General features: G+C 39.5%; 14 protein-coding genes. 4 read left to right on the top strand and 10 right to left on the bottom strand.

Annotated elements, in window-relative coordinates; translation table 11 throughout:
* The first annotated feature begins 53 nt into the window (after positions 1-53).
* Positions 54-1256, top strand: coding sequence for an enoyl-ACP reductase FabV (fabV, locus tag OCU78_RS07985; RefSeq protein WP_137373090.1), 1203 nt, complete (start codon positions 54-56; stop codon positions 1254-1256).
* 86 nt (positions 1257-1342) lie between these two features.
* Here fabV and OCU78_RS07980 read toward each other — a convergent pair whose 3' ends face one another.
* A complete protein-coding gene (locus OCU78_RS07980; RefSeq protein WP_137373091.1) occupies positions 1343-3025 on the bottom strand; it encodes an aspartate:alanine antiporter in 1683 nt (560 codons plus the stop codon).
* 203 nt (positions 3026-3228) lie between these two features.
* A complete protein-coding gene (locus tag OCU78_RS07975; RefSeq protein ID WP_137373092.1) occupies positions 3229-3492 on the bottom strand; it encodes a GrxA family glutaredoxin in 264 nt (87 codons plus the stop codon).
* A gap of 468 nt (positions 3493-3960) precedes the next feature.
* On the opposite strand from OCU78_RS07975, the gene OCU78_RS07970 reads away from it, so the two are divergent.
* Complete coding sequence (locus OCU78_RS07970) at positions 3961-5220, top strand: iron-containing alcohol dehydrogenase (protein WP_137373093.1); 1260 nt, start codon at positions 3961-3963, stop codon at positions 5218-5220.
* 196 nt (positions 5221-5416) lie between these two features.
* Here the strand turns inward: OCU78_RS07970 and OCU78_RS07965 are convergent, their stop codons facing one another.
* The 5 genes from OCU78_RS07965 to OCU78_RS07945 form a co-directional block, all read right to left on the bottom strand.
* Positions 5417-6271: a MurR/RpiR family transcriptional regulator gene (locus tag OCU78_RS07965; protein WP_137373094.1), complete on the bottom strand. Its 855-nt coding sequence runs from the start codon at positions 6269-6271 to the stop codon at positions 5417-5419.
* 363 nt (positions 6272-6634) lie between these two features.
* Positions 6635-8278, bottom strand: coding sequence for a pyridoxal-dependent aspartate 1-decarboxylase PanP (gene panP / locus OCU78_RS07960; protein WP_137373095.1), 1644 nt, complete (start codon positions 8276-8278; stop codon positions 6635-6637).
* Positions 8279-8395: 117 nt separating this feature from the next.
* A complete protein-coding gene (locus OCU78_RS07955) occupies positions 8396-8908 on the bottom strand; it encodes a hypothetical protein (RefSeq protein WP_137373096.1) in 513 nt (170 codons plus the stop codon).
* Positions 8909-9102: 194 nt separating this feature from the next.
* Positions 9103-10008 carry a lysine exporter LysO family protein gene (locus OCU78_RS07950; protein WP_137373097.1) on the bottom strand — a complete coding sequence of 302 codons (906 nt, stop codon included), beginning with the start codon at positions 10006-10008 and terminating at the stop codon, positions 9103-9105.
* Positions 10009-10026: 18 nt separating this feature from the next.
* The gene (locus OCU78_RS07945) at positions 10027-10947 is read right to left on the bottom strand and encodes an HDOD domain-containing protein (RefSeq protein ID WP_137373098.1); all 921 of its coding nucleotides are present in this window, start codon (positions 10945-10947) and stop codon (positions 10027-10029) included.
* 371 nt (positions 10948-11318) lie between these two features.
* Here OCU78_RS07945 and OCU78_RS07940 point away from each other — a divergent pair, with 371 nt between their 5' ends.
* On the top strand, positions 11319-11900 hold the full coding sequence (locus OCU78_RS07940; RefSeq protein WP_137373099.1) for a TfoX/Sxy family DNA transformation protein: 582 nt from the start codon (positions 11319-11321) through the stop codon (positions 11898-11900).
* Between the two features lie 95 nt (positions 11901-11995).
* Here the strand turns inward: OCU78_RS07940 and OCU78_RS07935 are convergent, their stop codons facing one another.
* From OCU78_RS07935 to OCU78_RS07925, 3 genes are all read right to left on the bottom strand, one after another.
* The gene (locus tag OCU78_RS07935) at positions 11996-12547 is read right to left on the bottom strand and encodes a hypothetical protein (protein WP_137373100.1); all 552 of its coding nucleotides are present in this window, start codon (positions 12545-12547) and stop codon (positions 11996-11998) included.
* Between the two features lie 185 nt (positions 12548-12732).
* A complete protein-coding gene (locus tag OCU78_RS07930) occupies positions 12733-13230 on the bottom strand; it encodes a response regulator (RefSeq protein WP_137373101.1) in 498 nt (165 codons plus the stop codon).
* A complete protein-coding gene (locus OCU78_RS07925) occupies positions 13223-15187 on the bottom strand; it encodes an ATP-binding protein (RefSeq protein ID WP_137373102.1) in 1965 nt (654 codons plus the stop codon). Before OCU78_RS07925 ends, OCU78_RS07930 begins: the two co-directional genes overlap by 8 nt.
* Positions 15188-15371: 184 nt before the next feature.
* Between OCU78_RS07925 and OCU78_RS07920 the strand changes: the two genes are divergently transcribed.
* Positions 15372-16634, top strand: coding sequence for a DUF945 family protein (locus OCU78_RS07920; RefSeq protein ID WP_137373103.1), 1263 nt, complete (start codon positions 15372-15374; stop codon positions 16632-16634).
* Positions 16635-16696 lie beyond the last annotated feature (62 nt).

Here is a 16696-nt window from a genome sequence, read left to right as displayed (position 1 = left end):
CCTTTCGCTTACGAAACTTTTATCCTACGGAAGATTTTTTAAGGAAGTTGAATATGATCATCAAACCTCGAATTCGCGGATTCATCTGTACTACAACACACCCTGTTGGTTGTGAAGCGAACGTAAAAGAACAAATTGCTTACACTAAAGCTCAAGGTCCAATTGTTAACGCACCTAAGCGCGTGCTTGTTGTTGGTTCTTCAAGTGGCTACGGCTTGTCTTCTCGTATTGCGGCTGCATTTGGTGGCGGTGCTTCGACTATCGGTGTTTTCTTTGAAAAGGCTGGTACTGAGAAAAAACCGGGCACAGCTGGTTTTTACAATTCAGCAGCTTTCGATAAGCTAGCTAAAGAAGAAGGCCTGTATTCAAAGAGCTTGAATGGTGATGCCTTCTCAAATGAAGCTAAGCAAAAAACCATTGACCTGATTAAAGAAGATCTTGGTCAAATTGATATGGTTGTTTACTCACTGGCATCTCCAGTTCGTAAAATGCCAGAAAGCGGCGAAGTGATTCGTTCTTCTCTTAAGCCAATTGGTGATACTTACACATCAACAGCCGTTGATACTAATAAAGACGCCATCATTGAAGCTAGTGTAGAACCTGCTACTCAAGAAGAGATCAATGACACTGTTACAGTAATGGGCGGTGAAGATTGGGAACTTTGGATCAATGCGCTTTCTGAAGCAGGCGTTTTAGCTGACGGCTGTAAGACGGTTGCATACAGCTACATTGGTACTGAGCTAACATGGCCTATCTACTGGGATGGCGCTCTAGGTAAAGCTAAAATGGATTTAGACCGTGCTGCAACAGCTCTAAATGACCAGCTAAGCCAAACTGGTGGTTCAGCGAATGTTGCCGTTCTTAAGTCAGTTGTGACTCAAGCAAGCTCGGCAATTCCTGTTATGCCTCTTTACATCGCAATGGTATTCAAAAAAATGCGTGAAGAAGGCATCCACGAAGGTTGTATGGAACAAATCTTCCGTATGTTCAGCCAACGCTTGTACAAAGAAGATGGCAGCGCAGCAGAAGTAGATGAAGTAAATCGTTTACGCCTAGATGACCTAGAGTTACGTGATGATATTCAAGATCATTGCCGTAACTTGTGGCCTCAAATCACGACTGAAAACCTGAAAGAACTAACGGATTACGTTGAGTATAAAGAAGAGTTCTTGAAACTGTTTGGTTTCGGTGTTGAAGGTGTTGATTATGAAGCGGACGTTGAAACTCTAGTTGAGTTTGATGTAGCGGATATCTAAATCAGTTCATCTGAAATGTATTTAAAAAGGCGCTCATTGAGCGCCTTTTTTTTTGCCAAACTGAACTGACCTTAATTAATCAGCAATCAGTTAATGATTATGATAAACGTACCAGCAAGGGTCATCAAAATATTGGCTATGGCATAAGTACCGGCATAACCTAGTGCTGGAATCGTTGACTTAGCGTAGTCGTTTACAATGTCCATTGCTGGGGCACAGGTTCTTGCACCAATAATTGCACCAAATAAGAGTGCGCGGTTCATTTTTAGAATATAGGCGCCAACTAGGTAAGCGAAGATTACTGGTACAACACTGACCACTAGAGCAATTCCTAGTACTTGGGGACCAACCTGAGTCAGGTGCTCAAAAATTTTCCCACCAGCGCTTAATCCAATTCCGACCATAAAGAACATCAAGCCAAGATCTTTCACCATATTCAAGGCGCCCTGAGGCACATAACCGAAAGTAGGGTGGTTTGCTCTGAGGAAGCCTAAAGTGATCCCTGAAAGTAGTAACCCGACAGCGTTACCAAGCCCAAAAGAAACTTGACCAAATGTCATAGTGATCAGACCAAATAAAATACCTAGGATGAAAAAGCTACAAAACGCCATAAGGTCAGCCATTTGGCTATGAATCGAAATGAAACCAATTTTTTCAGCTAAGCCATGAACTCGGCTTTTTTCACCACTAACTTGTAGAACGTCACCTTTGGCTAGAACGATATTCAAGTCCATCGGCATTTCAATTTGAGCACGGACTACTCGGTTTAAGAAACAGCCATATTCCGACATGTTTAGGTCTGATAAACGCTTGCCTGCAATGTTGTCACTTTTAACGACAATTTCTTCCTCGACAATGCGTAAATCAAGTAGATTACGGTCAAATACTTCCTTTCCGTTTCTAAAACTCGGGTCTAAGCGTGCGTGGCTATCAGGGAAGCCAACCAGTGCAATTTCATCACCTTCTTGCAAAATAGCATCACCATCTGGGTGGGCTAGAATGCCATTTCTGCGAATTCGCTCAATATAGCAACCTGTCTGACGATAAATACCTAGCTCACGAAGGTTCTTACCATCAGTCCACGAAATCAGCTCTTGTCCTACTCGATAAGCTCGAATGATAGGTAAATAAACTTTACGCTGCCCCGAAGTTCCCAGCCCACGCTCTTGCGCGATTTGCTCTGCTGAATCGTGAAGGTTTACTTTCTGCAGTTTAGGTATAAGACGAGCAAATAGAATCATGCTAATTAAGCCGACTAAGTAAGCCATGGCATAACCAACGGAAAGGTTCTCAATCACCAGTCCTAAATCCATATTTCTAGGCACTTCGGCTAAACCAGAATTCAAGGCGTCTTGAGCGCCCACAAGAATAGGTGTCGCGGTTAAGGCGCCAGCCATCATTCCTGCTGAAAGACCAAAATCTAAACCAAGGTAGTGGCTGCTGAAGTAAGTAAGAGCCAATGCAGTGGAAAGTACCACTAAGCTTAAAATGAGGTAGTGCTTACCATCTCTAAAGAAGATGCCAAAGAAGTTAGGGCCGGCTTCAATCCCCACACAATAGATAAAGAGCATAAAACCAATGGTTAAAGCATCGGCGTTAAAAGAAAAGCCTAAGTGCCCCATAACGAGTGATGTAATGAGGACACCAATTGAGTTACCAAGCTGTAAACTGCCAAAGCGGATTTTACCAATGGCAAGCCCTATCGCTAAGACAACAAAAATAAGAAGAATGGGGTTTTGTTCAAGCAAATAAACGACGTCGATATTCACAACTGTGGCTCAATTTAATCTGAGAAGGTAGAAAGGATGAGTGGTGAATTGTATCGGAATATTTCGAAAAGATAAGTGTTATTTCGATATTTTACTTTGAATTAACTTTTAGTATTTTTACTTAAAAAAACAGCCCGCATTTACTAATGCAGGCTGTAAGAAATACATTTAAATCTAGCTCAATCAAATAAGCCTAATCGGGCTTAATCAAAAAGACCTAGGTTTTCTTTTGCATATGCTTCAAATTCATCACAACCACCGATGTGGTCTTGGTCGATGAAAATTTGTGGAACCGTTTCAACTGGTTTACCAACGGTTTTTTCTAGGTCAGCTTTGCTGATACCTTCTGCGTGAATATCTACATAGCGGTAGTTGAAATCATCACGCTTAGCTTTAAGAGTTTCAGCATGCTCTTTCGCACGAACACAGAATGGGCAAGCAGGACGACCAAAGATAACTACAAACATTTAATTTCTCCTAAATACGGAATGAGGCGCCAATAAATATTCTTCATGAATATGGCCTAATAATTCTTGAAACTAACTATGCCTTAATGTATTCGGGAAATAAAGGTGGAATTGCCTCTTAATGTAATAGGTAAAACCTATCAGATTAATTTGTAACCATAGCTTGGATTAATCAATTAAAATTGCCTAAGAAGATTAAGAAGATTAAGAAGATTAAGAAGATTAAGAAGTTTAAGAAGATCGAGAGAGTTATATCTTTCAGTACTTAACAGAGCATTGTGAGGTAACACTAAGATTCTGTAAGAAGTGCATACTTTTATGTCACAAGTTGCACCGAGTCAAAACATCAAATGGAAGTTGGTGCCATGTTTGAATGTAGTATGAATTTGAGGCTCGCATCCTCGATTTTAAGCTGTATCGGTAGGGTCAGTAGTATCGTTTGTTCTGTAGGGTAAGGGAGAGGCTCCAATGTTTCAATTCATGACATCAACAAGGATTATATTTGGTGAGGGTGCACTTGCATCCTCGCTTTCCGTAATTAATCAATATGGTTACAGTGTTTTGCTTGTAACTGGCAGTACATATACTCGAGCTTTACCTATTATTAATCACCTTGAATCTCGGAGCATGCGTTATCAGCATATGGCTGTAACAGGGGAACCTAATATAAAAATGGTCGAAGAAGCCGCATTATCAGCTAGGCGTTTTAAACCTGATATGGTTATCGCCATTGGAGGAGGCAGCGCTATTGATTTAGGCAAGGCACTTGCTGCGGTTATTCCAAATCAAGGTGACCTTTATGATTATGTTGAAGTGGTGGGGCGGAATGTACCTTTAAAAACTAAACCACTTCCTTTCATTGCAATTCCAACAACGGCAAGTACAGGCGCGGAAGTGACAAAAAATGCAGTGCTTAAATCCGGTCAAGACCAAGTAAAAATCAGTTTACGCAGTCCTGAGATGCTAGCTGATGTTGCGATTGTAGATCCAACATTGACGTATAAAACAGATCTATATACATCAGGTAGAGGGGCAATGGATGCCTTTACGCACTTGATGGAAGCTTATGTTTGCGGTGAACCTAACCCTTTAACTGATATGATTTGTGAAGAAGGGCTTAGGCGTTTGAGTAGCTCTGTATTAGCTGCTTGTTTAGATGACGACAAAATAGCACGCTCAGATATATCTTTTGCTGCAATGCTTGGTGGGATGGCGATTACCAATGCAAAACTAGGAGCTGCCCATGGCTTGGCTTCTGCATTAGGAGGGAAGCTTAATGCGCCCCATAGCGTTATTACTGCAAGGTTAGCGCCTCTTGTTATGCAGGAAAACATAGATGTCGCTACAGAATCCAATAGAACCGATATATTAGCTCGGTACGAAAAAATCGCGCAAATTGTCACTGGTAATATGGATGCCAAGCATGAAGACGGGGTTGTATGGCTACTCCAGGTTTTAGATAACTTATCAATACCTTCATTATGTGCGTTTAAATTCAATGAAGTGAATCAGCAAGAAGTCGTGAGTGATGCTCTGAAATCTGTTGCGATAAAAGGTAATCCACTCCCATTAAATGAAGAAAGACTCTTCCATATTCTTTCTCAGGTAGGAGACGATTTGCACGAACCACGCACTCAAGATGAAGCGGTAGAGCCTTGTTTATCCATTATCAATTCTTATGCGTCGGAGAATAGTGTGTCTGAAAAAGGGAACAGTTGGACAATCTAACTTTGACTGTAGTCACTTGAATGTAGCAATTTCAAATATGGCTACTTTGGATATAGTGACGTTGAAAATGATCTCTTGGGATAGAGTCACTTTGGATGCATTGGCTTTGGATGTCTGCATTCCTTATACAAAAAACGGAGCGCTTAGGCTCCGTTTCTAGTTAGTGTACTCACTTATAGTTAACGATTACGAATAACTAAAACTGAGAATACTTTTCATACCTTGAATCTTTAATTGATTCTTTCACTCGCTTCAAATTCTCTCTGAAACCAGTACCGCGGCGCAGGGTAAAACCTGTTGCTAAAACATCGATAACCGTCATTTGAACAACACGGCTCGCCATTGGCATATAAACGTCGGTATCTTCTGGAACATCCAAAGAAATAGACAGAGAACTTGCTTTATCCAGTGGTGAATCTTTCGCTGTAATCGCAATAACGGTCGCGCCATTTTCACGAGCTAAGTTAGCAATCTCAACTTGGCTTTTTGTCCTACCAGTATGAGAAATCAAAACGATTACGTCGTTATCACTACAGTTAATGCAGCTCATTCGTTGCATCACAATATCTTCAAAACAAGTAATTGGTATATTAAAGCGAATGAACTTGTTTTGTGCATCTTTAGCAACGGCTGATGAAGCACCTAAGCCAAAGAATGAAATTCGTTTAGCTTGGGTAAGTAGATCGACAGCACGATTAACTTGCATTGCATCTAAGCTGTTTTTCGCTACATCTAAACACGCCATAGTGGATTCGAAAATCTTATGAGTGTAAGCGTCTGGTCCATCATCCTCTTCAACATTACGGTTCACATAAGGTGTTCCGTTTGCCAAGCTTTGAGCAAGGTGAAGTTTAAAATCCGGAAAGCCTTTCGTATCTAAACGGCGGCAAAAGCGGTTAACAGTAGGCTCACTTACATCCGCCATTTTAGCTAATGTAGCAATGCTAGAGTGAATAGCTGTTTGAGGAGATGCCATAATGACTTCGGCAACTTTACGCTCAGACTTGCTGAAATTTTCTAGATTTTTTTGTATTTTTTCTAATGTATTCATAGTGTTCACAAGGGTATAGAGAACAACTTGCTAATCAATATCTAATGACTTCGGGGGAATGTCTGAAAGAACAAAAACAGATAAATTTAAGTTCCTATTTGATTAGGATACTCAAATAAATACTGCAGCTCTAAATAGATATAAGCTAACTAGCACCATAGACTTAGTATAAACCCATCGGACGCTATGCTTACACTAAAAGCAGGGATGAATGCTTAAGAATTTGACAAGCCTCAACAAATTTTTAGAAAACTACAAAAATGGAAGTGTTTAGAGGCGGAAATAGCCAATATTGAAGAAAAATTGATAGGGGAATTACACCAAAACGAAATTAATTTTCATTTTGGTGCGATTTTTATTCATTCATGAGGTGATTGAATCTGCTAACGTGTTTATTGCTCGCATTAAATTTGGAGCAAGTTTAGAGATTTCACGTTGCTCATCAATAATAGCGCTGAGTATATCATGCCCTGTAAGAGGGTTCGCTAGTACAACTCTAAATACGATAATTGGCTGGTGGTTCCATTTCTCAGGTGTAAGCTGAGTTCTGGATACAAAAGACTTACCAGTCTCACGTTGTTTTTTCTGAATGAACTTAGTGAGCTCGTTGAGTAACTCGTTTAATTTTACTTTATCACTTGAGTTTGCTTGTTTGAGAGCTTCTTGAACATGCTTTGGTATATAGCGATAAGTCAGTAAACAAAGCTCAGGTTCAGACACCAACTCAAAATCATTTTGCTCGGTGATCAAATCAGCGAAATAACGTGCTTTATTAATACTTTGATCGATCAATAATTCATAGCCTGGTCTGCTAATGATATGCATACTTGCGTACACTAACATAGCCATGCCAGAACGAGAGCCTTCTAAAGTGTGGCTACCTAAATCTTTAGAACCTTTGCGCAATATGTATTGAGCATGGTGTTCAATGGCAGTCATGGCATCTGGGTTTTTGAAAAGCACCATACCAGCCCCCATTGGCACGTAGAGTTGTTTATGTGCATCAATAGTGACAGAGTCGGCAAGCTCAATACCATCTAGAAGGTGGCGATGATTATTCGACATTAAAGTTGCACCACCCCAAGCCGCATCGACATGGAAGTGACAATCTGTTTTCTGGCACACTTCGGCAATTTCTCTCAATGGATCAATATTGCCCGTTTCAGTTGTGCCAGCAACACCAATTACTGCAAAAGGTTTAATGTTTGCTTGCTTAAGTTGCTCAATCTTTAATATGAGGTCATCAGTACATATGCGGTTATTGTTGTCGGTTTTTACTGCGACAAGGCTTTCTTGACCAATTCCAAGTACATCAGCGGCTTTTTTCAAAGAGTAGTGACCACGTTCAGAAACAAGAATCGCTAAACCTTCGTAGCCATAATGCTTCATGGCTTTGAACAGCCCTTCTTTCTCTACACCCTTGAATGAACCTTGCGCTTTAAGAGCGTTATTCCTAGCAACCCAAAGCGCTGTAATATTGGCAATGGTTCCACCAGAACAAAAAGCACCCAAAGAGTGATTAGCACTGTGCATCCAGCGAGAATAAAACTGGCTATCATCTTGATAGATAAGACGATGAAGCATACCTAATACTTGGCGTTCAAGAGGCGTAAAAGCTTTTGAAGTTTCAATTTTCACTAAGTTTTGATTGAGAGCAATCATAATCTTAGAAAGAGGCATTAGAAAGTAAGGTAGGGCCGACGTCATATGACCAATGAAACTTGGTGATGATGTATGCACTGAGTGTGATACCAGAGAATCAAGTAGATGCTCTGTATGTTCAGATACAAACTCTGGTTGCTCGGGAATTTGAGCATTAGAGAAGTCTTTTTCAATCTCACGAAGCGGCTTTTCTTCAGCCACAATATGTTCGCGCAAGAATTGATTTAAGTTCTGAGAGAGTTTGTCTTCGATTTGAGTCAGGGTTGAATCAGGACCTTCAGGTACCGTAAAGATACGTAGTAGGCTTTCAAAGCTGACATCTACTGTTTTTTGTTCCGTAACCATAGCAAGCGAGTTGTTTTTCTAATATTAACGCGAGCCGGATAATTTAAATGAAAACGGGCACAAAGTCCCGTCTTAATTATGAAATCCAACTTTGCAAAAAGGGCACAAATAACAGGGTTATTTGCATTTAATAGTCTCAAGTTGGGAAATTGATTGGTTATAACGCTGAAGTGCGGTGTCGATTTCTTTTGGATGACTAAGCAGTTCAGCTAAAGCCGAACGTAATTCATAGTTCTGTTTGTGAGGTGTTGATTGACGATCTTCAAACGTTGTTCTTGCGGCTAATCCTAGTTCGTCATCACGGGTTGATAGCTCTTTAACGTCATGCTGCTCTAACTGCAACCAAGCTTCTACAGGCTGTGAAGTCGCAACTTTGCTTGAATCATTCTCTAAATAGTAATGAACAGCAGCACGGTTAAGCTCAAAGTGGTGCTTACGACCTTCAAGAAACCAAGCACTTACTTCAGTCAGGTCTGGGTATTGTTCAGAAGTTAAGGCTGCTAAGTCTGAATACCAAGTTAATGAAGCGTCAACATACGCATCATATTTCCCTGATAAACATTGGTTGTCAGCAGCTAGAGACACGGTCGACGTAGAAGCTAGCAGTAAAGCGACACAAAGGCGTTTCATAAAGGTTCCTTTTAGATATTATTCTTGTTAGAGCACTTCTCTTTTTAGAAGCTTACCGTGGTTTCTGTTTATTGAGCAATAACAGATAATCTATTTTTAATACGGTAATTGTATGGGCATGCATTCTAGACTATGTGATTTACTAATCCTGCGATCTAGCTAGCTAATTCAATGAAATCTAATATACCCAAGTGTTAATTGGTGAGTGATACAAAGAAAAGCATTAACACGGGAACTAAGATGCTCAAAATAAAGCCACTTACGATTGCTACGGGGACACAACGTACCCCGCCTGTAGTCTGAATTACAGGCAAGGTGAAATCCATTGCAGTTGCTCCTGCATAGCCAATAGAAGTCGCGGGGTGAGTTCTAATTAATAGTGGGATCACAACAAGTGCGACGAGTTCACGTAATAATTCCAACATAAAAGAAGCGCCACCGTAAACGGGTCCAAAAGCATCACCCATCAATATCCCTGCCAAGGAATACCAACCAAATCCAGATGACATTGCCAATGCATTGAATAGGGGGATATCAAGAATGAAAGAGGCGAACACCCCTCCAATTAAGGACGTTATGATGATTGTTGTCGCGATCACCATGCCGTGCTTATTCAGAAGAATTTGCTTAAGTGTTAACCCACTATTTCTTAATTGGATACCGATAAAAAACAATAAGATGAATAAAATCCATTCACTTGCTGAATCGACCCAATGTAATTCGAAAGGTAGTAATAAGCCGATGATAAGACCTGAGCCGACTACTAAGATCAATTTCGCGGATTCTAACGCCATGGAAGACAAAGGCAGTTTATTTTGACTGCCATCTGTTTTTAAAGGCATGGCTTTGTCAATCAGAGGTAAAGCCAATAAGTTGCAAGTACTTAGGCAAATAAAAAATGTAAAAGTGTAAAGAAGGATCGTTTGAAGGTTGCTTCCTAAATTATCTAACGCAGCAAGGCTAAGACCCATTAAACCTAAGATGACATAGATAAGTTGAGATGTAGCGCGGTTAACAGTCTCAAGAACTTTAGCTTTAGATATAGAAAACAAATACCCCACAATTAGTGGAGCAAAAATAAAAATCATCCCTGTAAACATGAATCCCTCATTATTCCTTTATAAACCGCTGGTATTGATTACGTCATTAATCTGCGATTGAAATTCCACATCACTTAAGTTGCTGAGTTTATACAATACTTCAGCCCCAGTTGCATTAAATTCCACCTCATGCTCGTCAATTCTTTCATCCTGATTTCTGAACATTAATAGATGGTTAGCAATACGTGCAATGGCTAAATAACTTAGTACGTCTTCATCTGAGGGTTTTGCTTCATTGCTACAAACTTCAAGGAAGTCATCATCAAAGCCCCAATGCCCAAGAACAAGTTTGCTGGTTGCAGAGCACTGACCTTGGAATATTTGTAGGGCGATATCTTGGTCGAGGTAATTCCCTTTTTCTAGATAAAGGTGGTACTCGCTTACCAAGCAAAATAACCCTATATCCGCTAATAAACCCACAAGTAACGACTTTTCATGTTCAAGGTACTTATATTCATCAGGACGTAAGTGTTTAAACTCATTCGTCACTAGTACCATTGCTGCACCTAATTCTCTAGAGACTGCGGCACTTTGAACTAAAATATCATTACATACTTTATTCAAATTTACGGAATGCTTGAGCTGTTCGATAGCTTGAGCGGTGACAATATCCCGAACTCGTAATATCCCCAGGCGTGATACAGCTGTGACAAGGTCCATACAGGTAATATTACGTCGGTTAAAGACAACAGAGTTTGCGACTCTTATGACAATCGCGGTTAAACCGGGGTCTTCTAATAGACAATCTGCGACATCGACAATGCCTGTTGAATCTTGAGTACACAGCTGCTGAATTCTTAAAACGACATCTGGAATTGGGGGAAGGCTGATTTTTCCTGTCGCAATAGAGTTACCGACTAACTGTGAAAATTCGGTTTCAATACCTTGAAGAAGGAGAGCTTTGTTCTGTGGTAGCCAAAAAAAAGATAAATGATTCATATAAATACTAGAGAGTATGCAAGTCTTAGCATTTTACTAGTAGGGGTATTGAGAGGCAATATACTTTATGTAAAACCTTATACTGCACGAATAAAGTAACTTGTTGCATATTTTTGCAAGCTTATTGACGTCAAAAAAATACCGAAATTAGGATATAATGTGAACCTCATCATTAAAACGTTTATTAATTCATCAATTGATGTGAGGTAAATCCAGACTTATTTTTCTTTTCAAAGTATGATTTATTTAACGGTGAGACACACAAATAATATTCGCCGACTTAAATAATTAAAGTTTCATTTTTCGCGTAAATATAGCTGCTTATCTGGTGATCATACTAATCGGGGTAATAAGATTAAGGATCAATGGATATGACGGATCAAGCATTTTATAACTACATGGGTACATTCGGAGAATACCAAAATCGTTCTATGTTTGGCGGTATAGGTTTATTTCAAAACGAAGCCATGTTTGCACTTGTCAGTGAAGGTTGTTTATATATTCGAGGTGGTAATACTCTAGATAAAAAATTGACGGATTTAAATTGCGAAAAGTACAGACACGTTAAGAAGCAAACGACAGCAACAGTTAACTATTACGATATTACTCAATTATTTTCTAATGATCATCCTGGCTTAGATGAAATCATCAGAATGTCTATTGATAACTCTATTCAGCAACGCAGCTTTCAAAAATCAACGGCAAGCAGACGCTTACGTGATTTACCGAATATGCAATTAACGCTGGAGCGTATGGTTAAAAAAGCGGGTGTTGATGATGTATCTACTTTTATGCAGTTGGGGGCTTCAGAAGTCTTTGTAAAAGTTCGCAAAGCGTATGGTAATGATGTTGATGTTAAACTGCTTTGGAAATTTGCAGGGGCAATCGACGGAATTCATTGGAAACTACTTCAAGAGCCTCGCAAACAACAGCTACTTGAAAGTTGTCAGTAAAACTAAAAAATATTCATTAAAAAACCGAGGATATCCTCGGTTTTTTTGTATTTGATATTTCTAACAAATGCTTTGTTTGTATACGTTGCAGTTAATTAGAACTTAAAGCGAGTAGTGAACATAACTTGATCACCGTAGAAGTCATTAATGCGCGCTTCAGCACCTAAAGAAAACAGCTCAGTTGAATGGAAACGAGCATAAACAGAACCAATCCATTCCTCATTATCATCAATAGATACGAATCCGCCTTTACCACCAACCTCTAGTTGTGGACCTAACCATTGACGTACACCTACATTCAGTTCCATACCAATTTCAGTTGAAGTACTTGAACCTTGCCCATCAACAATGCGCATTAGCATTTCACCGGTAAGGTCTGCCCAGTTATTAATTGGAGAATGGAAACCAAGACCAACTGCTGAATCGTAGTCACCTTCAAATTCAGAATCGATACGAGCTACTGCATGAGCGTTAGGGTGAATAGACTTACTCATAGCACCACCGAACGTTACTGGGCTTGCACCAATACGAGCTTCAAAATAGTCATAGCTGAAGTTGCTCATCACTTCTGGTTGATTCGGGTCTGTAGCTGCTAGAGTTTGGCTAGATGCCAATAAAATAGCAGTTGTAAGTAGTATTTTACGCATAATGACAGTAAACCTTAATTGATGTTAATTCCTTTGGTTTGAACATGATGGCAAACCATAAACTTTAGACAGTTTAATATAACTAGAGAAAAAGTAATCCATTTTAATGTCATTACTTTGTCGCTTAGTCAAAATATAAGCAAATTGAATGCCATATTCATAAAGGTTTACATACTAAATAGAAATTACTCTCCAAACTTACCTCTTCGATCGGACATTGCGCTTAAAATACGCTCTGTATCCAAGATAGATGTCCAATTGAGTAATTGTTTATCGTTCTCGATGACATAATCGGTCAGTTGCTGGATAAGCGTGTCTCTGAGCTCGTTACCACGCCAAGGTTTAGAAATATAAAAATCCAAAGCTGCGTGATTAATGGCATTAACGGTATCTTCGAGCCCAGCTTGACCTGTTAATAGTAGTTTTCGAGTTGCCACTGTTGAGGGGCGTTGATTGAGTTCGATTAAGAAATCAATCCCCGTCTTACTTGGCATGATGTGATCGCATAGAATTAATGCAAGCGGCGTGTTTTCGTCTTCCATATCTTGGATCACGTCCATTGCTTCATCTACAGATTCGGCCCCTTCAACGACAAAGTGCTCTTCAAATGGGGATAAATCTTGTAGTACGCTATTGAGTACTTCGGGTTCATCATCAACACAGAGTATTAAATACTTATTCATAAGAAGTTCCTTGAGGGTGTAAAGGGAGCCAAACTTGGATTTTTGTATAGCCGTCTTGTTCATTTTCTGATGTTGCAGGTGTGGATTCAGCTTTGATGAACCCTTGATGTGCCGCTACGATTTGCTGAGATATAGATAACCCAATACCAAGCCCGAAATTACCTTCTTTTTTGGTTGTAAAATTGGGTTCAAATATCATTGCCAAATTTCCGGCTTGTATTCCATGCCCATTATCTTCAATTTCAATAACGACAAACGGTGTATCATCAAATTGAGTTTGGGAGGTTGAAATGACAACTCGACCATTTTCAGACAAGGCATCTAGAGTATTCGAAATTAAATTTGTCCAGACTTGTTGTAGAGCTAATGATTGGCAGAACATTGTTGGGATCGTATGGTCGTAATATTTTTCTATATGGTGGCGTTTTAATCGGTTTTCAAAAATGACTAAAGTGTCTTCAATTCCTTCATGTATATCCACAAGGTTGAGCTTTTCATCATCTTCTCGCGCATAACTTTTTAAGCTTTTAACCATATCTGCAATACGAGCACTGCATACTTGAATCGAACGAATTGAGTTTCCAACTAAATGATACTGTTCTAAATCGGTAAGTAACTCTTTGCCAGCTTTTGGTGAGTTTTTTAAGGTTTCAAGGGTCGTTTTATCATTTGCTAGTTGCAGCTTAACGACCTTTTTAGCTAAAGAACGGTTACCGATTATCTCAATAACAGAATTTACTTGTTCACGTTCTTGGCTGGTGGATAAAGGCTGAATATTTTTTGCAGAGGCGAAGGTGTTCAATTGTTTTGAATAGTTTTCATGACCTGCATTTTCCAAGATGTTTTCAATGTTGACTGATAAAGTTTCGATACTGCGTAATATCGCGGCTATAGGATTGTTTAGCTCATGAGCCACACCTGCGATAAGTTGACCTAACATCGCCATTTTTTCTTTATCAAGCAGTTGCTCGTGGGCTGACTCAAGTGACTCAAGTGTTTCTTGTAAGGTTATCTTGGTGTTGATACTACGCTGTAACCGGCGGTTAAAATGACGTAAAAGCAAATTAGTGAACAATGGCAATAAGCTGCTATTTGAATGCATAACTTGGCTAAAAACATCTTTATCAAGTTTAATGACATCGGTTGGAGTGAGGGTTATGGCGGTTGAAAATGAAGGCTCTCCGGTAACAAAAGACATCCCCCCAACGAGGTTACCTTTGGTGTGTCTTACCACTTCTCTTTGCTGACTCAATTGATCTTTCTTGTAGAGGGCGACTTCACCTTTAGTAATTAGCCATAAAAACCGATTGTCTTCGCCTTCTTTGGTTAACAAATGGTCTGAAGAATAGTGGCGAAGTGCTTTAGTTTCGTCTGTTTTAGAGAAAAATTCGTGTAGGGCTGAGACCACTTTTTCAGCTAACTCTGAATCGGTCAGATCATGAAAGTCATGAATAAAGCCAGATTGATAAGTCCGTATTTTATTTTCAATATGTGACCTTAATAATCTCTGGTGATCAAGAACTTGGCTATAAGACAAAAGGTCATCTTGCGCATGCTTTATAATAAAAGAAGTGAGCTCTTTTTGGGCTGTTTTAAAAAGTAAGTTGTCTTGCAAAGGTTTCGTTAAGCAGTGATTCAACCTACCTTCATTAACAGCGGTAAGAATGGCTTGAATGTCTGTAGAGCTGCTAACCAAAATTGTATGGGCAGTTTTGGTATGCGGTAATTGTTCTAGCTCTACTAAAAATTGAACGCCGCTAAAACCAGAGTGATGATGAGTGACGACCAAAGCAACGGTTTGATCGCGGCTCTGCACATACTCTAACGCTTGATGAGCATCTTCTAAATCATCAACCGTGTAGATATCAAACATTGGGGCTAATGGTGCTAGCTCTTGTCTAATTTGTTCAATGCTTACTGGGTTGTTGTCTAAGCAAATAACAGCGTATTGATTCACAATTAGGCTCTCATAATGATACTACCCTGAGATTACCAACTTAAAGATAGGAGTGATGAGAGCTAGCTTTAAAATTATTGTCTAAAAATGTAAATCAACCAATAGGCTGATTTAACTCAATGTTTCTTGTTTCTTGCTGATAGGCTAGACTGTCACAATATTAGTCAGCATATAAAGAGAGTTCATGGAACAGTTAAGAAAGATGGGTGCTATTGGTGGTGCTATTGCATTGTCACTGTGTTGGCCTCTGGCAGTGGGACAAATTGGTCAGAATGTTGTGACTGATGGTGTTGCTAGCCTCAATAATGCGAGTGTAGAAGCTGAATTACTAAATTATGATCGCGGTTACTTATCATCAACCGTTCAGACTCGATTTACTGTTGTAGATGAAAGCCTAAAAGAACAATTAGAAATTGATGGTTTACCGACTGAATTTGTCGTTAATAGTGACATTAGCCATGGTTTACTGAGTTTAAGCGCAGTTTCGACGCTTGTAGATGCAGAAAAATTACCTCTGACGCTTACTACGAAGACAGAACTAAACGGAAATACAGATTTTAACTTTGTGTTGAGCCAATTAAATCACCAAAGTTCTGGTGAAAACAGCACGTCAGTTTCTATCACTAAGTCTACCTTGTCTGGACATGCTACGGTACTAGGACAAATCAACTACGAGCTTTCCATTCCTTCCGTTCAGATTGACTTCCCTACCGGTGAAGAGATTATTCTATCCAATTTAACGGGTACAGGTGAAGGCAAGCAAGCAAAAGGCTATTGGCTTGGCAATCAAGACTTTTCGATTGAATCATTTTCTGTTTCAGACGCGAGCATGCAACCTTACTTAGCAATTGATGGCTCTACTTATAAATTTGGCTCACACCTTGATGAAGTGACAAAGCGTTTACAGAGCAATGTGAAATTAGGCGTTGAAGCAATCAAAACCAGCGATGGCGAGGTAAATAACCTTGATGTTGATTTTGAACTTTCGAATTTAGACAGCGAGTCTTTTGAAAAAGTATTTGAGATCTATCAAAGCAGCCCTGTCATGACGCAGGAGGATATCGAGAGCATTGTGCCTTACATTGATATCTTATTCGCAAAAGGTTTTGACTTATCGATGAACAAAATGTCGCTGAACCTAGGGCAGGGTGAATTTGAGTCAAAATGGTTAGTGAGTGTTCCTGAGGGTACTGAAAATGTGAGTAGCAACCCTGCAACCATTGTTCCTGCATTAACTGGTAATTTAAGTACTTATTTCTCAAATGAATTGGTTCAAGAATACCCATTTATACGTGAAGGTATTGATGAGCTTATCGTTATGGAAATGATTAAAGAAACTGGAAATGGTTATGAAATTAAAGCGGAATTATCAAAAGGGAATCTAGTCTTTGAAAACGGACAAGAAATCCCATTGATAACGCTGCTTATGCCAGTATTACTGCAGTAATCAAAAGAAGTGCTTGGCTGACTTTCTGCTGTTTTGGCAGCTAAGCTTAGTATTTCTATCCG

It is taken from the genome of Vibrio gallaecicus, from assembly GCF_024347495.1.
Classification (GTDB): Bacteria; Pseudomonadota; Gammaproteobacteria; order Enterobacterales; family Vibrionaceae; genus Vibrio; species Vibrio gallaecicus.
The sequence above is the reverse complement of the archived record's forward strand: the minus strand, read 5'-3'. Positions and strand labels throughout refer to the sequence as shown.